This is a genomic window from Type-F symbiont of Plautia stali (assembly GCF_059731105.1).
This window is the reverse complement of the sequence record NZ_AP035910.1, coordinates 18,416-37,867: the sequence shown is the minus strand read 5'-3', so window position 1 is coordinate 37,867 and position 19,452 is coordinate 18,416. Positions and strand designations below refer to the sequence as shown.

25 protein-coding genes are annotated in these 19,452 nt (G+C 55.0%); 12 read left to right on the top strand and 13 right to left on the bottom strand.

Annotation, left to right across the window (positions count from 1 at the left end):
* Window positions 1-378: 378 nt before the first annotated feature.
* Genes AC6I7A_RS19640 through AC6I7A_RS19630 form a run of 3 tightly spaced genes read left to right on the top strand, consistent with a single transcriptional unit; the run spans window position 379 to window position 4,166 of the window.
* Window positions 379-1,083, top strand: coding sequence for a gluconate 2-dehydrogenase subunit 3 family protein (locus AC6I7A_RS19640; protein WP_009092780.1), 705 nt, complete (start codon window positions 379-381; stop codon window positions 1,081-1,083).
* Window positions 1,080-2,855, top strand: coding sequence for a GMC family oxidoreductase (locus AC6I7A_RS19635; protein WP_058957276.1), 1,776 nt, complete (start codon window positions 1,080-1,082; stop codon window positions 2,853-2,855). Before AC6I7A_RS19640 ends, AC6I7A_RS19635 begins: the two co-directional genes overlap by 4 nt.
* A 12-nt stretch (window positions 2,856-2,867) precedes the next feature.
* On the top strand, window positions 2,868-4,166 hold the full coding sequence (locus AC6I7A_RS19630) for a c-type cytochrome (protein ID WP_058957275.1): 1,299 nt from the start codon (window positions 2,868-2,870) through the stop codon (window positions 4,164-4,166).
* 132 nt (window positions 4,167-4,298) lie between these two features.
* Here AC6I7A_RS19630 and AC6I7A_RS19625 read toward each other — a convergent pair whose 3' ends face one another.
* From AC6I7A_RS19625 to AC6I7A_RS19610, 4 genes are read right to left on the bottom strand one after another with little or no spacing between them, the layout of a single operon-like run.
* Window positions 4,299-5,159 (bottom strand): metal ABC transporter permease, encoded by an 861-nt coding sequence (locus tag AC6I7A_RS19625; RefSeq protein ID WP_058957274.1) that lies wholly within the window; start codon window positions 5,157-5,159, stop codon window positions 4,299-4,301.
* Window positions 5,159-6,019 (bottom strand): iron/manganese ABC transporter permease subunit SitC, encoded by an 861-nt coding sequence (gene sitC, locus AC6I7A_RS19620; protein ID WP_046102811.1) that lies wholly within the window; start codon window positions 6,017-6,019, stop codon window positions 5,159-5,161. The genes AC6I7A_RS19625 and sitC overlap by 1 nt, the downstream gene beginning before the upstream one ends.
* A gap of 2 nt (window positions 6,020-6,021) precedes the next feature.
* Complete coding sequence (locus AC6I7A_RS19615; RefSeq protein ID WP_058957273.1) at window positions 6,022-6,837, bottom strand: manganese/iron ABC transporter ATP-binding protein; 816 nt, start codon at window positions 6,835-6,837, stop codon at window positions 6,022-6,024.
* The gene (locus tag AC6I7A_RS19610) at window positions 6,834-7,748 is read right to left on the bottom strand and encodes a metal ABC transporter substrate-binding protein (RefSeq protein WP_058957272.1); all 915 of its coding nucleotides are present in this window, start codon (window positions 7,746-7,748) and stop codon (window positions 6,834-6,836) included. Before AC6I7A_RS19610 ends, AC6I7A_RS19615 begins: the two co-directional genes overlap by 4 nt.
* A gap of 458 nt (window positions 7,749-8,206) precedes the next feature.
* On the opposite strand from AC6I7A_RS19610, the gene AC6I7A_RS19605 reads away from it, so the two are divergent.
* From AC6I7A_RS19605 to AC6I7A_RS19590, 4 genes are all read left to right on the top strand, one after another.
* Window positions 8,207-8,500, top strand: a complete 294-nt coding sequence (locus AC6I7A_RS19605) for a hypothetical protein (RefSeq protein WP_009092773.1) — start codon at window positions 8,207-8,209, stop codon at window positions 8,498-8,500.
* Window positions 8,501-8,745: 245 nt separating this feature from the next.
* A complete protein-coding gene (gene ycgZ, locus AC6I7A_RS19600; RefSeq protein WP_058957271.1) occupies window positions 8,746-8,991 on the top strand; it encodes a regulatory protein YcgZ in 246 nt (81 codons plus the stop codon).
* A 176-nt stretch (window positions 8,992-9,167) separates the two neighbouring features.
* On the top strand, window positions 9,168-9,464 hold the full coding sequence (locus AC6I7A_RS19595; protein WP_058957270.1) for a hypothetical protein: 297 nt from the start codon (window positions 9,168-9,170) through the stop codon (window positions 9,462-9,464).
* Between the two features lie 163 nt (window positions 9,465-9,627).
* Entirely contained in the window at window positions 9,628-9,882 is a 255-nt protein-coding gene (locus AC6I7A_RS19590) for a biofilm/acid-resistance regulator YmgB/AriR (protein WP_058957269.1), read from the top strand.
* Window positions 9,883-10,313: 431 nt separating this feature from the next.
* Here AC6I7A_RS19590 and AC6I7A_RS19585 read toward each other — a convergent pair whose 3' ends face one another.
* Entirely contained in the window at window positions 10,314-10,508 is a 195-nt protein-coding gene (locus tag AC6I7A_RS19585) for a hypothetical protein (protein WP_009092769.1), read from the bottom strand.
* Between the two features lie 367 nt (window positions 10,509-10,875).
* On the opposite strand from AC6I7A_RS19585, the gene AC6I7A_RS19580 reads away from it, so the two are divergent.
* Window positions 10,876-11,892: a substrate-binding domain-containing protein gene (locus AC6I7A_RS19580; RefSeq protein ID WP_058957283.1), complete on the top strand. Its 1,017-nt coding sequence runs from the start codon at window positions 10,876-10,878 to the stop codon at window positions 11,890-11,892.
* Between the two features lie 23 nt (window positions 11,893-11,915).
* Here the strand turns inward: AC6I7A_RS19580 and AC6I7A_RS19575 are convergent, their stop codons facing one another.
* Window positions 11,916-12,827: a LysR family transcriptional regulator gene (locus AC6I7A_RS19575; protein ID WP_058957268.1), complete on the bottom strand. Its 912-nt coding sequence runs from the start codon at window positions 12,825-12,827 to the stop codon at window positions 11,916-11,918.
* A gap of 99 nt (window positions 12,828-12,926) precedes the next feature.
* Between AC6I7A_RS19575 and AC6I7A_RS19570 the strand changes: the two genes are divergently transcribed.
* Complete coding sequence (locus AC6I7A_RS19570; protein ID WP_058957267.1) at window positions 12,927-13,652, top strand: SDR family oxidoreductase; 726 nt, start codon at window positions 12,927-12,929, stop codon at window positions 13,650-13,652.
* Window positions 13,653-13,699: 47 nt separating this feature from the next.
* On the opposite strand, the gene AC6I7A_RS19565 is transcribed toward AC6I7A_RS19570, so the two are convergent.
* The 3 genes from AC6I7A_RS19565 to AC6I7A_RS19555 form a co-directional block, all read right to left on the bottom strand.
* Complete coding sequence (locus tag AC6I7A_RS19565) at window positions 13,700-14,440, bottom strand: YoaK family protein (RefSeq protein WP_009092765.1); 741 nt, start codon at window positions 14,438-14,440, stop codon at window positions 13,700-13,702.
* A 187-nt stretch (window positions 14,441-14,627) separates the two neighbouring features.
* Complete coding sequence (locus AC6I7A_RS19560) at window positions 14,628-14,957, bottom strand: DHCW motif cupin fold protein (RefSeq protein ID WP_058957266.1); 330 nt, start codon at window positions 14,955-14,957, stop codon at window positions 14,628-14,630.
* Window positions 14,958-14,975: 18 nt separating this feature from the next.
* Window positions 14,976-15,668, bottom strand: a complete 693-nt coding sequence (locus AC6I7A_RS19555; protein ID WP_009092763.1) for an aspartate/glutamate racemase family protein — start codon at window positions 15,666-15,668, stop codon at window positions 14,976-14,978.
* A 185-nt stretch (window positions 15,669-15,853) separates the two neighbouring features.
* On the opposite strand from AC6I7A_RS19555, the gene AC6I7A_RS19550 reads away from it, so the two are divergent.
* Both AC6I7A_RS19550 and AC6I7A_RS19545 read left to right on the top strand, forming a co-directional pair.
* Entirely contained in the window at window positions 15,854-16,174 is a 321-nt protein-coding gene (locus AC6I7A_RS19550) for a hypothetical protein (protein WP_058957265.1), read from the top strand.
* Between the two features lie 49 nt (window positions 16,175-16,223).
* Window positions 16,224-16,601, top strand: a complete 378-nt coding sequence (locus tag AC6I7A_RS19545) for a RidA family protein (protein ID WP_046102823.1) — start codon at window positions 16,224-16,226, stop codon at window positions 16,599-16,601.
* Window positions 16,602-16,621: 20 nt separating this feature from the next.
* Here AC6I7A_RS19545 and AC6I7A_RS19540 read toward each other — a convergent pair whose 3' ends face one another.
* From AC6I7A_RS19540 to AC6I7A_RS19530, 3 genes are read right to left on the bottom strand one after another with little or no spacing between them, the layout of a single operon-like run.
* The gene (locus AC6I7A_RS19540) at window positions 16,622-17,149 is read right to left on the bottom strand and encodes a DUF4865 family protein (protein WP_058957264.1); all 528 of its coding nucleotides are present in this window, start codon (window positions 17,147-17,149) and stop codon (window positions 16,622-16,624) included.
* Window positions 17,146-17,538: a tautomerase family protein gene (locus AC6I7A_RS19535; protein ID WP_058957263.1), complete on the bottom strand. Its 393-nt coding sequence runs from the start codon at window positions 17,536-17,538 to the stop codon at window positions 17,146-17,148. Before AC6I7A_RS19535 ends, AC6I7A_RS19540 begins: the two co-directional genes overlap by 4 nt.
* Window positions 17,538-17,843, bottom strand: a complete 306-nt coding sequence (locus tag AC6I7A_RS19530; protein WP_046102826.1) for a carboxymuconolactone decarboxylase family protein — start codon at window positions 17,841-17,843, stop codon at window positions 17,538-17,540. The genes AC6I7A_RS19535 and AC6I7A_RS19530 overlap by 1 nt, the downstream gene beginning before the upstream one ends.
* A gap of 96 nt (window positions 17,844-17,939) precedes the next feature.
* Here AC6I7A_RS19530 and AC6I7A_RS19525 point away from each other — a divergent pair, with 96 nt between their 5' ends.
* Window positions 17,940-18,821 (top strand): LysR substrate-binding domain-containing protein, encoded by an 882-nt coding sequence (locus AC6I7A_RS19525; protein ID WP_058957262.1) that lies wholly within the window; start codon window positions 17,940-17,942, stop codon window positions 18,819-18,821.
* 7 nt (window positions 18,822-18,828) lie between these two features.
* Here the strand turns inward: AC6I7A_RS19525 and AC6I7A_RS19520 are convergent, their stop codons facing one another.
* Window positions 18,829-19,374: a TetR/AcrR family transcriptional regulator gene (locus AC6I7A_RS19520; RefSeq protein WP_058957261.1), complete on the bottom strand. Its 546-nt coding sequence runs from the start codon at window positions 19,372-19,374 to the stop codon at window positions 18,829-18,831.
* Window positions 19,375-19,452 lie beyond the last annotated feature (78 nt).

Genomic DNA, 19,452 nt, shown 5'->3' with positions numbered 1-19,452 from the left:
GATTTACTGCCCTGGCCTTTTGCTGTCAGGCGGCTGGTGGTGTTGTGAAAAATCACGCCTGTCGTCAAGCCCCCGCAACAAAATGACAACATTAATAACAAAAAAACATCTTTGTTAAACTTGTGTATAACAAAACTCACCTGTTTCACTAGGCGAAACGGTGTTTTACTGGATAAAATCAATGGAAACAGCAGGGATTCATTTTTATGTCCGCCAGGAAGGCTCAGACACAATCTGAAGTTGATGATTGCATAACAAAAATTACGCAACGTTATTAATTATGTCCTTTTTCAGATAAGGGCGAGCAAAGGAAACGGGTACAGAAAGAAATATCTCTGTGCTCAGGAAGAATCGGTATAAATTTTAAAAGAGCGCCAGATGAAGTCATCCAGACGATCATTTCTTCGGAAAACATTTTCACTCATTCCCATTGCCGCGGTCGCGGGAACAACAGCAGTCAGCGCGGTCGCATCGGCCAAAGAAAAAGGGGAAACGTTTCATTACGTCCCGGTATTTTTTAATAACGACGAGTGGCGGTTCATTTTAGCGGCTACCGACCTGCTGATCCCTGAGGATGAGTTCGGCCCCGGGGCGGTAAGTGAAGGTGTCCCGGTCTACATCGACAGACAGATGGAACTCCCCTACGGTCATGGCTACCTCTGGTATATGAGCCCCCCTTTTCAGGAGTCGATTCCGGAAATGGGCTACCAGACTAATCTGGTGCCGCGCGATATTTACCGCAGAGGGATCGCCAGCCTGAATAAATATTGCCGTGATAATCTCCAGCATAATTTTGCCGATTTAGCCAGAGACAAACAGGAAGCCATTTTACATGACCTGGATGCCGGCAAATTAAGCCTCGACGCTCTCTCCGGAAAACTCTTTTTCTCTCAGTTATTACAAAACACCAAAGAGGGCTATTTAGCCGATCCCGTGCATGGCGGTAATCAGACCATGGCATCCTGGAAACTGATCGGTTTTCCGGGCGCACGCGCGGATTTTATTCAGGTGATGGAGAATCCGGACAAACCTTATCCCTTAGGTCCGGTCAGTATTTCTGGTAAGTATGGTGCATTAAAATGACGATTAAAAAAGAACCGGTTGATGTAGTCATTGTTGGCTTTGGCTGGGCGGGCTCGCTGATGGCGATGGAACTGGCATCAACGGGATTGAAGATTGTCGCGCTTGAACGGGGTGAGCAACGGGACACTTATCCAGATTTCGCCTATCCGCGCATCGTTGATGAATTAACCTACGGCGTAAGACTTAAACTCTTTCAGAACATTTCTAAAGAGAGTGTCACGGTCAGGCATACCCCTAAAGATACGGCTCTGCCCTATCGCCGTATGGGCTCTTTCCTGCCGGGCGATGGTGTCGGCGGAGCGGGCGTTCACTGGAATGGATTATTGTGGCGTCCTCTGGAAGCCGATCTCAGACTGAAAACGGTCGTCACCGAGAAATATGGTGCCAGCTTTATTCCGGGGGATATGACCCTCCAGGATTACCCTTTCACCTACAGTGAAATGGAACCCTATTTCGATAAGTTTGAGCGGATCTGCGGGGCTTCAGGCCAGGCCGGAAATCTTAATGGAGAGCGCATTGACGGCGGTAACCCGTTCGAAGCGCAGCGTGCGAATCCTTTCCCGACTAAACCGCTGCTTTATCAGTACTCCGCCATGCTGTTTGAAAAAACTGCGAAAGAGATGGGATATAACCCCTTCCCCGGCCCGGCGGCGATATGCACCGAAGCCTACACCAACCCCTATGGTGTCGCACTCGGCGTCTGCAACTATTGCGGTTTTTGTGAAAAATTTGGCTGCTACAACTACTCAAAAGCGTCACCGCAAACCACGATTATTCCGGCGCTCAGGCAGTACGACAACTTTGAGCTGCGCTGTAAATCGCATGTGTTACGCGTCAACAAAGACAGTTCGGGCAAACTGGCCACCGGCGTCACCTATATCGATGAAAATGGCCGTGAAGTCGAGCAGCCCGCGTCCGTGGTCATTCTCAGTGCCTTCCAGCTCCATAACGTCCGGCTGCTTTTGCTCTCTAAGATTGGCCAACCCTACAATCCGGAAACCGGCGAAGGCGTGGTTGGAAAGAATTATGCCTATCAGATGCTGGGTGGCGCCAAACTCTTCTTCAATGAAAAGACGTGGTTTAACCACTTTGCCGCTACCGGTGCCTCAGGGGCCTATATAGACAATTACAACAGTGAAAACTTCGATCACGCCGGAGTGGGCTTTATCGGCGGCAGCACCGTCTCTGCCCATGTGACCGGTGGCCGCCCGATTGAACAGACGGTCACGCCGAAGAGCGCGCCCAAATGGGGAACGGGCTGGAAAAAAGCCATCCGTGACAGCTATCTACATAACATGAGCATTGGCGTCAGCTCCTCCGTCATGCCCTATAAACAGTGTTATCTCGACCTCGATCCGACCTACAAAGATGGTTACGGACTGCCGCTGTTAAGGATGACCTTTGACTGGCAGCAGAATGAACTCAGGATGACCCAGTTCATGGCGGGCAAAACGGAAAATATCGTCAAAGCGATCGGACCTGACGCTTACGATATGGGGTTCAAGTCCCTCTCTGCGCACTACGACGTTCGCCCTTATCAGTCCACTCACACCACAGGCGGCGCCATCATGGGAGACAGCCCGGCGACCAGCGTGGTGAATAAATATCTTCAGTGCTGGGACGTTTCCAACGTTTTCGTGGCCGGCGCAAGCTGCTTCCCGCAAAACCATGCCTATAACCCAACCGGAATCGTCGGCGCGACCACGCTCTTTTCAGCGAACGCCATAAAAACGATCTACCTGAAGAACCCCGGCCCGATGGTTCAGGCTTAAAGGAATAAGACGATGAAGATAACCTGTGTAAAGTTACTGCCCTTATTAACTTTATTGTTTAGCTTCGCCTCTGCTGCGGAAGAGACTGCGCCGGATAACATCAGCAAGGGGAAATATATTGCTACAGCGGGCGACTGCGTTGCCTGTCACTCCATTGCGGGCAGGGCGAGCTTTACCGGGGGGCTGAAGATGTCGACGCCAATTGGCGCGATCTACTCAACCAATATCACCCCCGATAAAGAGACCGGCATCGGTGACTATTCCTACGACGATTTTGCCAAAGCCTTACGCGAGGGCATTGCGAAAGATGGACGTCATCTTTATCCGGCGATGCCCTACACGGCCTATGCCAAAATCAATGATGAGGATATGCATGCGTTATATGACTATATGATGCATGGCGTTAAACCCGTCCACCAGCAGAACATAAAAAGCGACATTCCCTGGCCGCTGAATATGCGCTGGCCTCTGGCCATATGGAACAGCGTTTTTCACGACGATAAGGTTTACGCCCCAGACACCACGAAAAGCAACGCATGGAACCGGGGTGCCTACCTTGTCCAGGGATTGGGTCACTGTGGCACCTGTCATACGCCGCGCGGCATTGCTTTTCAGGAGAAAGCGCTGGATCAGCAGGGAAAAAGTTATCTGACCGGCGGAACACTGGAAGGCTGGCACGCGCCCGATCTGACGGGGAATGTTAAGTCGGGACTGGGCGGCTGGTCGAACGAGGATATCGCGCTATTCCTGAGAACAGGTCGCACCAATACCTCGGCTGCTTTTGGTTCGATGACCGACGTGATTGAGCACAGTACGCAATACTGGAGCCAGTCCGATCTCAATGCGGTCGCAACCTATCTGAAATCAATCGGCTCATCGGCGTCTGAAGCGCCTCCTGCACCCCGCAAAGATGCGACAACCGCCGCACTCATCAGGGGCGATGTCAGCATGCCGGGTTCCAGACTCTATATGGATAACTGTTCTGGTTGCCACCGCCTCGATGGCAAGGGGTATGCAAAAACCTTCCCTTCCCTTGCCGGTAACTCTGCGGTCCTGAGTGATGACCCTTCGTCGGTTATCAGCATTGTGCTGCGAGGAGGCAAAATGGCGGTCACAAAGGATGCGGTGACCGGGCTGGCGATGCCAGATTTTGCCTGGCGTCTCAGCGACCAGGAGGTGGCTGACCTGGTGACGTTTGTCCGCAATAGCTGGGGTAATCAGGCACCACCGGTGAAAGCGGAACAGGTCGAAAAACTACGCAAAGAGTTGCCCGAACCGACAAAGCCCACCCCTGAAAACCGGAATCAGTAAGCAGCAATAAAAAACGTCGCGTCCCCTCCGGGCGCGACGTTTTTGTTTACAGGCACCTGCACTGATCTGCTGCCGTCTGCAACCGACAACGCTCCCGAACAGATTCGCGCCCGGATGAAGGCCGGTTCAGCATCAGCCCGTTTCCGCATCGCTGCCGTGATGATGACCTTTAAGACGCTCGCGCTGCCGTGTTTTTCGGCCTGTCACGACCATCGCCACGATAAATACCGCGGCAAACAGCACCACAATGGTCGGCGCGGGGGCGCTGTCGATGAAGAACGAGAGATAAACCCCGCTCAGCGACACCAGCACCGATACCCCGGTTGCCACCAGCAGGGCATGTGAAAAGCGTCGGGTCAGCAGAATCGCGATCGCGCCGGGCGCAATCAACAGCGAGATCGACAGAATAATCCCCACCGCTTTCAGGGTAGCGACGATGGTCAGCGAAACCATACACAGTAAGCCGTAATGCAGCCAGCGCGCGGGCAGACCGCTTACCTGTGCCTGCTGCGGGTCGAAGCTGAACAGCATAAAATCACGCCATTTCACCACAATCACCAGCACGATAAGCACGGCGATAATCAGCGTCTGAATGAGGTCCGCTCTGTTAATACCGAGCATGTCCCCGAACAGAATATGGTCGAGATGCACCTCTGGTTTCACCGCGACATAAAGAATCAGCCCCACCGCAAACATGCCTGAGAACACAATCCCCAGCACCGTATCCTGCTTTATACGACTGTTATCCTGCAAAAAGCCGCTGGCGACAGCACAGAACAGCCCCGCCACAAACGCGCCTGCCGCCAGCGGTGCCCCCACCATCCAGGCCAGCACAATGCCGGGAAAGACCGCATGACTCATGGCATCGCCCATCAGCGCCCAGCCTTTCAGCACCAGAAACACCGACAGCAACGCACAGGGTATGGACACCACCAGCGCGATGAGCAGCGCATTGTTCATAAATGCGAACTGAAAAGGTTCAGCTATCCACATCAGCCTGCCTCCTTTTTAGCCTGATGCCGGCCACGGCGCCGGTTAGCCAGCAGACCATGTCGCGGTGCAAAGATGAATGCCAGCAGAAAGAGCAGCGTCTGGGCGACCACAATGATGCCGCCCGTCGCGCCATCCAGGTAGTAACTCGCCCATGCGCCGAGAAAACTGGTAAGGCTGCCAATTGCCACCGCAATAACCAGCAGACGCGGGAAGCGGTCGGTCAGCAGCCAGGCCGTTGCCCCCGGCGTCACCACCAGACAGATCACCAGAAACGCGCCGACCGTCTGCAGTGCCGCCACGGTTGAGACCGCCAGCAGGATAAAGAAAAGGATTTTCAGCCGTTCAGGCTGCAGACCAATCGCCCGGGCGTGCTGCTCATCAAAGAAGGTCACCATCAGATCCTTCCATTTAACCAGCAGAACCGCGATCGAGATGCCGCCAATCAGCGCCAGCTGCAGGATATCCGCAGGCGCAATGGCCAGAATATTGCCCAGCACAATGGTCTGAATGTTTACCGCTGTCGGATTGAGCGACACCATAAACAGGCCAAGACCAAAAAAGGAGGAGAAGATCAGACCGATGATCGCATCCTCCTTCAGGCGGGTGCGCTGATTCAGCAACAGCATGCTGCCCGCCGCCAGGCCACCGGAGAGAAACGCCCCCAGTGCGAAGGGCAGGCCCAGCATATAGGCGCCCGCCACGCCCGGGACGATGGAGTGTGACAGCGCATCACCGATCAGCGACCAGCCTTTCAGCATCAGATAACAGGAAAGAAAAGCGCAGAGTCCCCCGACCATGGCGGAGACCCACATCGCATTGAGCATATAGTGGTAACTGAAGGGCTCCAGCAACAGTTCCATGGTCAGCGCCCCTCACGGTGTGCACCGCGCGGCGCAATAAAGGGACGCTCATCGTCGGTGATAATCTGATCATCCAGCCCTTTCACCATAACGTGACGCAGCACGCCGCTGAATGCGCGTTCGAGGTTAGCAGCCGTGAACGTCGTCTCCGTCGGGCCGCTGGCCAGAATGGTGCCTTTTACCATCACGGTGTAGTCGCAGAATGCGGTCACCGACCCCAGATTATGCGTGGAAACCAGCATGGTCTTACCTTCATCGCGCAGTTCGCCCAGCAGGCTGATGATTCTGGCCTCGGTCTGAACATCCACGCCAGTAAAAGGCTCGTCCAGAAGGATCACACTGCCCTGCTGGGCTATGGCACGCGCCAGAAAGACCCGCTTCTTCTGGCCACCGGAAAGTTCACCAATCTGGCGATGCCGGTAATCGAGCATATCCACCCGCGCCAGCGCCTCCGTCACACTCTGCCGGTCGTGCGCTTTGGGGCGACGCAGCAGGCCCATGTGACCGTAACGCCCCATCATCACCACATCCTCTACCAGCACCGGAAAAGACCAGTCCACCTCTTCCGACTGCGGCACATAGGCCACCAGACTCTGACGCAGCGCCTGCCGGGTAGGCATGCCCAGAATCGAGATGCTGCCGCTGGCGAGCCGGACAAATCCCATCAGCGCTTTAAACAGGGTGGATTTTCCCGAGCCATTCACACCCACCAGCGCCGCAATCGATCCACCCGGCACGCTGAAGCTGGCATCCCGCAGCGCGGTATGGCCGTTGCGCCAGGTGACGGAAACATCGGACACCACGATAGCCTCTTTCATTGCGCGGACTCCCCGGCTTTAAGGCCCTTCACCAGCGTCTCCGTCGTCACGCTGAGCAGATCCAGATAGGTTGGCACCGGCCCCTGAGCCTGACTCAGGGAGTCAACGTAAAGCACCCCACCATAATGTGCGCCGGTTTCTCTGGCGACCTGACGGGCAGGCTTGTCGGAGACGGTACTCTCACTGAACACTGCGGGGATGCCCTGCTTCCTGACCTGATCGATCACTTTTCTGACCTGCTGCGGCGTCCCCTGCTGGTCAGAATTGACCGGCCACAGGTAGAGCTCTTTCATCCCCAGATCGCGAGCCAGGTAAGAAAAGGCCCCTTCGCTGGTCACCATCCAGCGTTTGTTCTCCGGGATCCCGGCTATCTGTTGGCGCAGAGGCGCGATCGCAGCACTGATTTTCTGCTTATAGGCGGCGGCATTCTGGCGATAGGTTTCCGCGTTCGCCGGATCATATTTCACCAGCGCATCGCGAATGTTATCGACGTAAATCAGCGCATTGTCCGGTGACATCCAGGCATGTGGATTCGGTTTGCCGTTATAGGGCCCCTCGCCGATCCCGATTGGCGTGATGCCGGCAGAAACAATCACCTCCGGCACCCCCTCCAGGTGCTGATAAAACCGCTCAAACCAGCGCTCCAGATTGAGGCCGTTCGCCATGATGAGCTGTGCGCCCTGCGCGCGTTTTATATCGCCCGGGGTTGGCTGATACTCATGTATCTCAGCCCCCGGTTTAGTGATTGAGGTCACCTCCGCAGCCTCACCCGCCACGTTCTTCGCCATATCCGCGATGACAGTGAACGTCGTCACGACCTTAAATTTTTCTGCAGCATTACTGCTGGTGGCCATCAGTGTGGTCAGCAGCGCACTCAGTAATATCGCGGTGATTTTTTTGAATGGGGCCATACGGCGCTCTCCGGAGGTGGTGAAAAACAGAACATAAATAGCCTGAGCTATTTTTTATAGCACAGGCTATACCTGTGCGAAAGCTCACCTGTGTGAAGTTTCTTCAGCGGCGGGTGTCAGATGTGAAGTTATGTAAATACCGTCGTTAAGATAATGAAACAGAATGCTTTATTTCTGCACCCCGGGATCAGTCAGTGAGAATCACACGGGCAGAAAACAGGCTGTTTATGCCGTTTCGCTTTAAAAGGAGGGCGGGTTAAGCGAATCGGCAAAAATAAGATGATTTGGAAAAGGCGATTCAGCCTGATATCGCCCGTCATGGCACGAGCCTCAGAACACTTTATCCGTTCAGGAAATCGACAATTAATATTATCTTATCGATAGGCTGAATTGATTAAGTTTCTTAATTTTTTTTGCTACAGTTAAAGTTACTTACCGCAATCACCCAGGAGGATATTGTGTATTTTTCCAGCGATGAAAAAGCAAATGTCATCATTGGCGAAGCAGCAATGAACCTGTTTACTGCCGGTCAGGAAGTCAATGTTGAACTGCTGATAAATGAGCTACAGGTCATGGCTAACTCGGAAGTTAATGAGATTCGCCTTGAAAAACTGAAATGTGCGCGTCAGTGGCTGATGGGCTTTAAAACCATCGGTTCGCGCGGCAATGCTCCGGCAAACTGGCTTTCCCGATCGTTCGGTAAAGAGTCAGCCATTCCCGCCCCGGCGGATGACATCGTCATTAAACACTGAGCATCGTACTTATCTCCCTGCCGGCCTGCTTGTACAGGTCGGAGCGTCCGGGGGTGATATCGATACAAAATTCTGGTACAATTTTTACCTCGCCTGACATCCTCGTAACATGCTGTTTTAAAAGCGATAGCATTTTTTGCACAAAAAAATTAACGCTAAAAATTCAAAATCCTGTACAAGTTTTGGAAAGGTGTATAATTTGCATATCCAGAGCGTGGCATTTTTAATCACTCGAGGACATCAACATGCGTCAGAACGGTCAAAGCCCGGAAACGATCAGCGACATTGCCCGTTACTTCAATCAGGCCAGCTCACCTTCCCAACAGGAGACGCTGGGAACGGTTGTCGTTGAAATTCTGCGCGCAGGCCAAAGCCTCAGTCGTAAAGCGATCTGTAGCAAGCTTCTGCGTCGCCTTGAGTTCGCCGTCACACCAGAACAAGAGAATCATTTGCAGGAATTGATCGCGATGCTTTTTCGCCGCGAAGATTAATGCCCTACCACGGCCCGCAGAGTAACTCAGGACATCTGCTTTCAGCCCTCGTTCAGGAAGATTCAGTTTAGTTAAGAAGCCCAGTACTGCCTCCCCGTATCAGGTGCCCGCAATCGCACCTCCTGACGGATACGGGCCCGCAGCATGGCCATTGATTCGTAATCAGAGAAGCCAGTATGTACAGAAGTGAAGACGAGAAACTGACAGATGTCATGATCGGCGAAGCCGTTCTGACATTACTCAAGTCAGACAAACCGGTATCCAGCAATGCCCTGATCGCACAGCTTGAAGTGATGGCCGCTGCTGCTCAGGATGATGCCGCGAAGAGTTCGATTATTCGCAAAGCTATCATCGAAGTCCGCAACGGTATGGTTGCAGCACGCAAACGTGTGAAGGGTGACGTTACCGAACGTGAAAATACTGCACATCGTATGAACAGTGACGGGCCGCCTGACGGCTCCAAAAAGCACTGATTGAAAAAATGTTGCGTATTTGATGTGCGCGGCTGACTTTAAGCGAAGCGGCAGCCATATTAAAAAAATTTTAGGCCGGCTGGGCAAAACGAAAACAGCGTCTACACTCGTTTTTGACTTCAACCATTGCGTCTGACTCCTTTTCTTTAGAGAAAGAATAACCATGCAACACTCTTCAACAGATTCATCCATCATTGAGTATTTCCGTAGTGAAGGCGATCTGCTTGCTCAGGAAACTGAACTGCTGGGCGCAATCATTCGCGACATTGTGGCTGACCAGGGACGCGTAACCAATAAAGCTATCATCCTCTATCTGATTGCAGAGCTGGAATGCACTTCTGACGTGGTCAGGCTGGATGTGTTACGTAAGACACTGGAAATTGTGGTTGGCCGCACACCTGACGATGCGGGCATCTGACAGGCGGCCCTGCGCTGCATCGGTAGCGCAGGGTATCTCATTCTCCCCCATCGCTGATTATTGATTATTCCTGGCTTTTCATTATCACGCCCTTTGCCTGCATGTCAGAGCGGATGACTTTATAAAAATACAATTGATATTAATTATCGTATCGCTTTCGCCTATCCTGTGAAGCCGGTAAGGCAGAATGAATGATTATGAGCGCTGCAAATATAATGATGCAGAGAACAGGTAGCCTGAAATGCAGCCTCTCTCCGGCAAAAGTTACCGCAGCGTGATAATCAGATATCTAATAACAGGTGAGAACGGTCAGACTGCCCTTTCAGCTTTAACGCTGAATACTTTGCCAGATATTTTCAGGCCAGGTGAAGGTAGCGGGGTAAGAATAGAAATGAGACTGGAGATGGCACCCCTGACTGGTGCCATCAGCCTTAATGCATTTTGCGGGTAAAGAAGCTGATTGCTTCCAGACACAGTGCTTTCAGCCGGCTGTCACGCGTCTCTTCGCTCAGGCGAAACAGCGCGTCCGTGATGTCGTGAAAATTAACCGGCTCTCCCGCCTTGATTAAATCACTGACTACCGCGCCAACCAGCGCACGGATCTCGCTATCATTGTCGTACTTCACACGACCTCCCAACGGTGTATGAATGTACAGTCTAGCATTAGCGAGAAGTAAAAAACAAAAAAGCCGTTCCAGCGGAAATATAAGCGAAGCGGCAGAATGTCTATTATTTAACCAACCCAGGAATTCTCCCGGGCGTTATTTCCGGCTAAGATAACAACGGCGTTTTGAATAGCAAGGGCGGCACAAGGGTTATCGCTTTGCTTATATTCAGGCGATAAAGCCCCGGCTGAACAGCTTATTTACACGTTTCCGGCTTATTCATTTCTCTGCCAGCCTGCACCACCTCTCATACTGCAACATAACCCATTCGGGTAATATCATGCAGTATGATAAAACAGGCTTTATTCTCCGCATCATGGGCGGGCACATGGCAAAATTCACCCTGAAACAGATCGCTGCCCAGTCGGGACTGAGTCTGGCAACCATCGATCGCGCGCTGCATCAGCGCGGCAACGTGCATGCCCGCACAGAACATCGCATTCAGCAGGCAATAGCCGACCTGGAACTGATGCACAAAGCGGGACTGGCCAGAGGGCGGACGATCTATTTTGACGTCATCATGCATACTCCTGACCGGTTCCAGCCTCTAATCCGTGAGGCTCTCAGCAGCCAGATCGCCAGCTTTACCGCGTTTAAACTTCAGCTGCGTTTTCACCTCGGGGCAAATCTCACAACAGAGGGGATTAACGCGCTGCTGAATAAAAGTGCGCTTCACAGTCACGGGGTCATTCTCAAAGCCGCCTGCGCTGAAGCGCTCTACCCTACCCTTGAAGCCCTGCTGAAACAGCGAGTGCCGGTGGTCACCATGATGAGCGATCTGCCCGGCAGCGCGCGCCTGCGCTACATCGGCATGGATAATTTTGATGCCGGAAAGGTGGCGGCCTTTCTGATGTCAAAATGGCTGCGGGTGACCCGTTCGCACATCCTGGCAGTGACCGGCAGCCATGACTTCATCGGCGAAAGGGAGCGAATCGACGGTTTTCAGCGTGCAATAACGCAGTTTGCTCCTCAGCATCAGGTGAGCGTGGTAGCCGGCGGATATGGGATTGATGAGCGGATGCATCAGTCGGTGACGCGCTTTTTGCAGCAGCATCCGGATGCAGATGCGGTCTATACCGTGGGCGGCGGGAACCCCGGCATTCTGCGCGCTTTCGCCGGAGAGAAGCGCTCGCTGAACGCCTTCATCGGGCACGATCCCGATCGCGAGAACTGTGCGCTACTGCAGGAAGGTAAAATCGATGCCCTGATCGAGCATAATTTACAGCTCGATGCGCTGCACGCCTTCAGAACCCTGCTGGCGTTTCATGGATTCCTGCCGGCATCTGAGCCACCCGCGCCCTACTCCAGAATCAACATCATCACCCGTTACAACATGACGGCCTGAATAGCCTCCTCCCGGATGAAAAATCAGCGCTGAACCGGTGCCGCCTGGGGTGACAGCCTGACGTGGTCAATCAGTGCCCGCAGCTTGGGAGCCAGATTTTTGCGGCTCGGAAAGTAGAGATAGAAACCGGCAAACGTGGGCAGCCATTCGTCGAGTAACGTCACCAGCTCGCCCCGATCGATGTAGGGCCGGAAAGTTTCCTCCATCCCAAAACTGATGCCGCCGCCAGCGCAGGCGGTGCGGATCATCACGCCCATATCATTGGTCGTCAGTTGCGGATTGACGGCAACATCAAACTCGCGCCCCTGCTCAGCAAACTCCCAGCGGTATGGGGCCAGGCCCGGTTCCTTGCGCCAGCCGATGCAGCGATGATGCACCAGCTCCTGCGGATGTTGCGGCGTCCCTGCACGCGCCAGATAGTGCGGTGACGCCACGGCAACCTGACGCTGAGCAACCGAGACCGGCACCGCAATCATATCCTGAGCAATCACCTCCCCCAGTCGCACCCCCGCATCATAACCCTGCCCGACAATATCAAACTCTTCATCGGTCACGGTGATGTCCAGCTCAACGTGTGGATAGGCGGTGATAAAGCTCGCCAGTAGCTCGCCCCCCAGCATGCGTTCCGCGATGGAGGAGATCGCCAGCCTCAGCTGTCCTCGTGGCTCTGCCGCCAGTTCTGCAATGTCGTTAACGGCGCGATTCAGCGCGCTGATGGCCGGGGCCACTTCGGTATAGAGTCGCTGTCCCGCTTCCGTCAGCTGAACCGACCGCGTCGTGCGCTGCATCAGCGTGATATTGAGTCGGTCCTCCAGCCGCCGCAGACTCTGACTGATGGCCGGACGCGTCACGCCCAGCTGTTCTGCCGCCAGCCGGAAGTTGCGCGTCTGTGCCACGATAACAAAAATTTCGAGCGCATTTTTATCACTGTTCATTGGTTAGTTTCAGTTACCAGTCTGTAAAGTGGTTGGTGGATTATCTTTATAATCGACCCGTCGTAAGATCGCCACTCACAACCTGAGTGGAGAAAAAAGATGACGCAGAAAGTGATTTTAATTACCGGTGCATCAAGCGGTATCGGTGCAGGCATTGCACGCGAACTGGCGAAGAGCGATGCCATTCTGCTGCTGGGTGCACGTCGTGAAAGTCGTCTGGCTGCCCTGGCGGAAGAGCTGCGCTTTAATGGTTCTGAGGTGGCAATCAAAGCGCTGGATGTGACACGCCGCGATGACGTCACGCAGTTCGTTGACTATGCGCTGGAGAAATGGGGCCGGGTGGATGTCATGATCAACAACGCCGGCATTATGCCGCTGTCACCGATGGCGTCGCTGCGTGTGGAAGAGTGGGATCAGATGATCGACGTCAATATCAAAGGCGTGCTGTATGGCATTGGGGCGGTACTGCCGTCCATGCTGGCCCGCCAGTGTGGTCACATCATTAACATCGCATCCATCGGCGCGCTGGCGGTGTCGCCTACCGCGGCAGTCTACTGTGCCACGAAGTTTGCAGTGCGGGCGATTTCCGATGGGTTGCGGCAGGAGAACAGCGAGCTGCGCGTCACCTGTGTTCACCCCGGCGTGGTCGAAAGTGAGCTGGCATCAACAATCACCGATCCGGTAGCGGCGGAGGCGATGCAGCAGTATCGTGCCATCGCGCTGCAGCCGGACGCCATTGGTCGCGCCGTGCGTTATGCGATTGAGCAGCCGGAAGAGGTGGATGTAAACGAAATTGTGGTGCGGCCAACCCGAACCCGGCAGTAAGCAACCGGCCCGATGCACAGAGGACACCGGGCCGGCGCTTTTTTCTGTCAGTAGAGCACCCTGCGGGTACGCTGTACGGTGACGGCGATCGCCGTCAGCGCTACCAGCATCAGGAAAACCCCCAGGCCAACCATGGCATTAAATCCATAGGCCTTGAAGAGCAGCAGTCCGGCGATACAGCCGCTTAAGAAGGAGAAGACCGTGGTCAGATGGGTATGCAGCACCTTCTGGAAAAAGCGACGGTCGTCCGTCTCAAGATGTACAGCATGTGAAGTGTGAGCAAAAATCCATGAACCCAGCGCAATACCCGCATCGGTCAGCGTCCCGGTAATGTGGGTCGATCTGACACGTCCGTTGGAGAGCTGCGTCGAGGTGGCGTTGTGAATCCCCATCAGGAAGCCCAGCACGATCAGGATCTCTCCGTTGTAACTGGGCCGATAGTACATCAGCTCGAAGATCGAGGCCGCCGTCAGTGCCAGCCCCTCCGCCAGAATGATCAGACAGAAAATAGTGCGTAACCGGTATTTATGCCCTACCACCACTGCCAGCCGCGCAACGGTACAGCCAAAAACGAAGGCAATAATCAGTGCCATCAGAAACAGCATGGTGTGGAGATCGCTGGTGGTAACTTCGGCAGAGATCTGCGACGTGTTGCCGCTCATGTGCGAGGGGAAAAACCCAAACGCCCCCAGCGCCATGGCATTAAGGATACCGGCGGTGGTGGCAAGCACCAGCGCCAGCAGTCGATCTTCGGTATGCGAACGCACTTTCTTCTTTTTTATCAGCACAGGCTACCCCACATCAGGTGATTGCAATAAATCCATAAAACCTAAAGCATACAGCCTGATACGAATAATTCCTGTCAGAACCAGATAACTCTGATGAAATAAGCCATTAATTTTGCTGATTTTTATAAAGCAGATTCAGTTTACTTTTAAAAGTGTCAACGACGCGATGAAACACCGGAGCGCAATCTCAGTCTACGATAAAGAGCTGCGCGCCAGCTGACGTAAAGGAACGGTGCGGTTCAGCGTCATCTGCCACCTGATAACTGACACCCGGCGTCAGAACGAAACGGCGGCCATCGGCCAGTTCGGTGTGCAGCTCACCCGACAGGCAGAGCAGAATATGGCCTTTGGTGCACCAGTGATCGGCGACATAGCCCGGTGAATAGTCCACCATCCGCACCCGGATATCGTTGAACTTCACGGTTCGCCAGGTCGCATGCCCCTGCTCGCCGGGATGGACCGTCTCTTCAATCTGATCCCACTGGGTCAGACCAAAGGGCAGATTTTCAATTTTCATCTGTTTTCCTCGCTGACGTCAGGCCAGTGCCTGAATGACCGCCTCTTCGGCGTGGATGAGCGTAGTATCGAACAGCGGGACGCTGGCATCGGTGGCATCCACCAGCAGGGTGATTTCAGTACAGCCCAGAATAATGGCCTCCGCCCCCTGCCCGACCAGCCGCGCCATGATCTCTCTGTAACGGCGACGCGAAGCGGGATTGATCTCGCCCAGACAGAGCTCGTGGTAAATAACCTCATGTACAAAGTGACGATCCTCTTCATCCGGCGTGATCACCGTCAGATCGAATTGTTCCTGAAGCCGCCCGCGATAGAACGCCTGCTCCATGGTGAATCGTGTCGCCAGTAAACCGACCTTACGCAACCCCGCCTGCCGGATACGGCGTCCCGTGGCGTCGGCGATATGCAGCAGCGGTATCGTTGTTGCCGCACTGATTTGCGCGGCCACTTTATGCATGGTGTTGGTACAGAGTACGATGAATTGCGCACCGGCCCGTTCCAGATTGCGCGCCGCGTCGGCCAGTATCTCACCCGCCTGCTGCCATTCTCCCGCCGCCTGCAGCTGCTCAATGCGCTGAAAATCAACGCTGTAGAGCACCAGCTCTGCCGAGTGCAGGCCGCCCAGCCGTTCTTTAACCTGCTGATTGAGTATGCGGTAATAGAGCGCGGTAGATTCCCACGACATACCGCCTAACAGACCGATGACTTTCACGATGCTCTCCAGATTCAGGGATGAAAACTCAGCATGCCAGATCGGCGGGGTTCAGTAATCATAATCAGCAGGCCAGACATAAATTTTGCCGAACGGCGTGACCCGTGCGCAGACTCTGTGGCAGGATACGCGGCCTGCGTCCTGCCCTATCCGGCAGACTGATTTTCACCCAACGCGTGACTGACATGACAAAACTCAAATTCATTCTTCCCCTCCTGCTGATTCTGGCCGCCGCGGCCTGGTGGCTGATGCCGCATGAGAGTGATGAAGAGACGGCCTATTACATCGCCGTGTTCTGCGCCATCAGTCATCATGATGAACAGCAGCTGGCGCCGCAGATGCAAAAGGTGATCGAGGGCAGTAATTCTGACTATGCGCTGCAGAAAAACAGTTATAAACCCGCACTGGGCAGCCGCGTGATCGGTCGCTGGCAGCAGCTGACGCCCGAGGCAAAACAGCGCGCCGCAGAAGATAGCGCGGCCTGTCAGGAATTATTAAAGCGCTGAGCCATAGCGGGCGTTATTATCAGATCATTCAGATAACGAGGGATCGATGATGACACAGCCAGAACGAAAAAATTATCCGCAGCTGGGCGAAGTGAAAGCGCCCTATGTGCATGCTGTGAAGCATGCGTCCACACTTTACGTGTCAGGACTGACGGCATTCGGCACAGCGGCTCAGAATGGAACGATTGATGAACAGGCGGACGCCATTTTCGCTCAGCTTAAGGTGATAGCCGCCGCTGAGCAGACGTCGCTTGCCGCGCTAATCAAGGTCACCCTGTTTATCACCTCTTTCGCAGAGATCACCGCCTTGCGGGAAGTGCTCTATCGCCATTATGGTGAGCATCTCCCCGCCAGCTCGCTGGTGCAGGTCAGCGGCCTTTTCTCGCCTGACCTGCGGGTTGAGATTGAAGCCATTTTCGCGCTGTAGAGACTGCCCCCTCTCTATCGCTAAAGCAACATCTCTGCCGCGGCAGCACCGCGTGCGAGGTAGCCAATGCGATAGCTCTCCTGCCCGTCTGCTGGAGGCTGAACGCTGGCCGAGATCTCCACGCCCTGCCAGCGGCTGATGTCCCAGGCATTGAAGTCTCCCCTGACCGGCAGTGCCGCCAGGTCGGAGTGGGGAGCGATCGTCCAGCGCTTCAGCGTCATAAACCGCGCGTCGGTCAGATGCCTGACCACAGAGTGCCCCTCTAACGCCAGCCAGCTTTCGATGATCGGCCAGCCAAAGTCACTGACCAGAGTGGCAAAACCGGGACTTTGCAGGAAGCGCTGCATCGCACTGGCCTCCTGCCAGAAATAGAGCGGTGCATAGCGGTTTTCATGCAGCGTGCCTTCACTCTGACAGCTGTAAAGAAACGCCTTTGCCACGAGCCCCGGAAATCCCTCCAGCCGGGCGCCATTCTGTCTGATGCGCTCTTTGATGATCGCCATGTCATAATCCGCTGGCAGGGTAAACCGGTAGTGCATCGCAATCATCGCGCCTCCTCCTCTGCCAGCATGCGGCCACCGCTAAAGCTCCACTCCTCGGTGCTGTTGAACTGAAGAATGATCATCACATCGTCAGGGTCGATGGCCATCTCCGCCTGAAGCGCCGTGCAGAGCGCGCGATAAAAGCCCTGCTTCTGATGCCGGGTGCGTGGCCTGCCCGCCAACACCTGAAACAGCACAAACCTGTCACTCCGCCCGCCGCTCAGGTAGTGCCGGTCAAAGACCCGCTGACTGGCCGGCAGCCTTTCTGTCACCTGAAAGCAGTCACGTTCAGGCACATCAAATTCTGCAACCAGCGCCTGCTGAAGGAGGATGGAGAGTTGCGTCAGCGCGGTGTCGCTGTAACTCTCACCTAAGGTAATCCGGGTAAATGGCATCAGGCATTCTCCTCCAGATAGCTCAGGGCGGTAACCGCGGCGGGCCAGCCGGCATAAAAGGCCAGATGCGTGAAGCTCTCAATCAGTTCCTCCTGCGACAGCCCGTTTTGCCGGGCGAAATCGAGGTGCCAGGGCAACTGCTGCACACGTCCCAGCGCCGTCAGCGTGGCCAGCGTCAGCAGGCTGCGCTCTCGCGGAGACAGCACGCCGCGCTGCCAGATATCTCCAAACAGCACCTGCTGCGTCAGTTCAGCCAGTTTTGGCGCGCGCTGCGCCAGGGTTTCCCGATCCAGTGAATTTTTCATTGCGCTCTCCTCTGTTGTCAGCGAGAGTGTCGCCTGAGGATATCATCCTGAAAATCAAATTAATCCGCACCTACCATCCACGTTAACAGGACAGTCATGAATAAAGTGCCCGAGTGTCTCGATATGGATGCGCTGCGCAGTTTCGTGGCGGGCATTGACGCAGGCAGTTTTGCCTCCGCGGCGCAGCACCTGTGCCGATCGACGTCCGCCATCAGCGCACAGCTTAAAAAACTGGAGCAGCAATGCGGAACAGCACTGGTGATGAAAAAAGGGCGACACCTGCAGCTGACCCGCAGCGGTGAACAGCTGATGAGCTACGCCAGACGCCTGCTGTCACTGAATGATGAAACCTTGCGGGCCGTGCGAGGCGAAGCATTGCAGGGTGAAATACGCATCGGTATGCAGGAGGATTTTGGCGAGGCGCTGATGCCTGCGATTCTGGGCGCCTTTAACCGGCAGCACCCGGAGGTGATGCTGACCGCCCGCGTCGACAGAAATCTGCCACTGCTTACGGCGCTGGCGCGTCATGAACTGGATCTTGCCCTGCTCTGGCAGGCGGAACCGCAGGCTGGCACGCCGCTGATCGGTCAGTGTCCGTTAGCCTGGATTTACCATCCGGACGTTGACCTGGCGGGCATGTTACAGCGCGGCGAGCCATTGCCGCTGGTGGTGTTTGATGCGCCGTGTGTGATGCGTTCGCGTGCCATCGACGCGCTGGACGCAGCCGCTATTCCGTGGCGGGTGGTGTTTACCAGTCACAGTCTTAGCGGGATCTGGGCAGCGTTGCAGGCCGGTCTCGGCGTGACGCTCCGCACCCGCGCCGGTATGCCCGACAGGCTGGTGACGGAATCACAGCGGCTGCCCCCGCCTGGCACGCTGGGCATCGCGCTCGCCCGCGCAGATCGGGGCGAAGATCCGGCGCGCACGCTGTTGCAGCAGCTGATCGCTGAAGCTGCTCTGCCGTTTGTTCAGCGCTGATCCGCCGTCAGAATGCCCGCGTAATCAGGGAAGCACAGTACTCCGCAGAGACGTCACGATCGCCGAACAGAATATGGTACATGACGGGCGCCACCACCACATCCATGACGCGATCGATGTCGAAGCCCGCTTCGCCCCGCGCGACAGCACGGTTGTGCAGGGTTTCAAGATGCTGATAGGTAAACCCGCAACATTTCTGGCTGGCCTCCTCCGCATGACTGTTCATCACGTCGGCCAGCATGTCGCGGCCGACTTTTGACGACATCTCTTCCGCATACTGCTGGATAAACAGGGTAAGATCGCCCTTCATCGACCCGGTATCTTCCGGTTCAGCAATGGGCCGCATCCGCGCTACTGCCACGTCGGCCAGCAGCTGCGTCAGGTCGCCCCAGCGCCGGTAAATCGTGGAGGGCGTCACGCCTGCCTGTTCGGCTATCATCGGCACCGTAATCGCGGAGCGGTCAAGCGTCTCAAGCAACCGGTTCACGGTGTTGTGCACTTCCGCCTGAATACGCGCACTGCGCCCGCCCTGTCGGACCATCTCCCTCGCCATCTTTTCCTCCTGTCTCATCAGCTTCAGATGTAAAATTAAAGCAACGAAATTGCATTAACGGATTGTCGCAGTGTACCG

Excerpts from the sequence above, each read along its gene's own strand:
- AC6I7A_RS19610 (WP_058957272.1), bottom strand. The coding sequence starts at position 7,748 with ATGGCCCCATTCAAAAAAATCACCGCGATATTACTGAGTGCGCTGCTG.
- AC6I7A_RS19550 (WP_058957265.1), top strand. The coding sequence starts at position 15,854 with ATGACAAAACTCAAATTCATTCTTCCCCTCCTGCTGATTCTGGCCGCC.
- AC6I7A_RS19625 (WP_058957274.1), bottom strand. The coding sequence starts at position 5,159 with ATGTGGATAGCTGAACCTTTTCAGTTCGCATTTATGAACAATGCGCTG.
- AC6I7A_RS19560 (WP_058957266.1), bottom strand. The coding sequence starts at position 14,957 with ATGAAAATTGAAAATCTGCCCTTTGGTCTGACCCAGTGGGATCAGATT.
- AC6I7A_RS19590 (WP_058957269.1), top strand. The coding sequence starts at position 9,628 with ATGCAACACTCTTCAACAGATTCATCCATCATTGAGTATTTCCGTAGT.
- AC6I7A_RS19640 (WP_009092780.1), top strand. The coding sequence starts at position 379 with ATGAAGTCATCCAGACGATCATTTCTTCGGAAAACATTTTCACTCATT.
- AC6I7A_RS19545 (WP_046102823.1), top strand. The coding sequence starts at position 16,224 with ATGACACAGCCAGAACGAAAAAATTATCCGCAGCTGGGCGAAGTGAAA.
- AC6I7A_RS19520 (WP_058957261.1), bottom strand. The coding sequence starts at position 19,374 with ATGGCGAGGGAGATGGTCCGACAGGGCGGGCGCAGTGCGCGTATTCAG.
- ycgZ (WP_058957271.1), top strand. The coding sequence starts at position 8,746 with ATGCGTCAGAACGGTCAAAGCCCGGAAACGATCAGCGACATTGCCCGT.
- AC6I7A_RS19530 (WP_046102826.1), bottom strand. The coding sequence starts at position 17,843 with ATGAAAAATTCACTGGATCGGGAAACCCTGGCGCAGCGCGCGCCAAAA.
- sitC (WP_046102811.1), bottom strand. The coding sequence starts at position 6,019 with ATGGAACTGTTGCTGGAGCCCTTCAGTTACCACTATATGCTCAATGCG.
- AC6I7A_RS19525 (WP_058957262.1), top strand. The coding sequence starts at position 17,940 with ATGAATAAAGTGCCCGAGTGTCTCGATATGGATGCGCTGCGCAGTTTC.
- AC6I7A_RS19595 (WP_058957270.1), top strand. The coding sequence starts at position 9,168 with ATGTACAGAAGTGAAGACGAGAAACTGACAGATGTCATGATCGGCGAA.
- AC6I7A_RS19535 (WP_058957263.1), bottom strand. The coding sequence starts at position 17,538 with ATGCCATTTACCCGGATTACCTTAGGTGAGAGTTACAGCGACACCGCG.
- AC6I7A_RS19615 (WP_058957273.1), bottom strand. The coding sequence starts at position 6,837 with ATGAAAGAGGCTATCGTGGTGTCCGATGTTTCCGTCACCTGGCGCAAC.
- AC6I7A_RS19575 (WP_058957268.1), bottom strand. The coding sequence starts at position 12,827 with ATGAACAGTGATAAAAATGCGCTCGAAATTTTTGTTATCGTGGCACAG.
- AC6I7A_RS19540 (WP_058957264.1), bottom strand. The coding sequence starts at position 17,149 with ATGATTGCGATGCACTACCGGTTTACCCTGCCAGCGGATTATGACATG.
- AC6I7A_RS19570 (WP_058957267.1), top strand. The coding sequence starts at position 12,927 with ATGACGCAGAAAGTGATTTTAATTACCGGTGCATCAAGCGGTATCGGT.
- AC6I7A_RS19630 (WP_058957275.1), top strand. The coding sequence starts at position 2,868 with ATGAAGATAACCTGTGTAAAGTTACTGCCCTTATTAACTTTATTGTTT.
- AC6I7A_RS19635 (WP_058957276.1), top strand. The coding sequence starts at position 1,080 with ATGACGATTAAAAAAGAACCGGTTGATGTAGTCATTGTTGGCTTTGGC.
- AC6I7A_RS19580 (WP_058957283.1), top strand. The coding sequence starts at position 10,876 with ATGGCAAAATTCACCCTGAAACAGATCGCTGCCCAGTCGGGACTGAGT.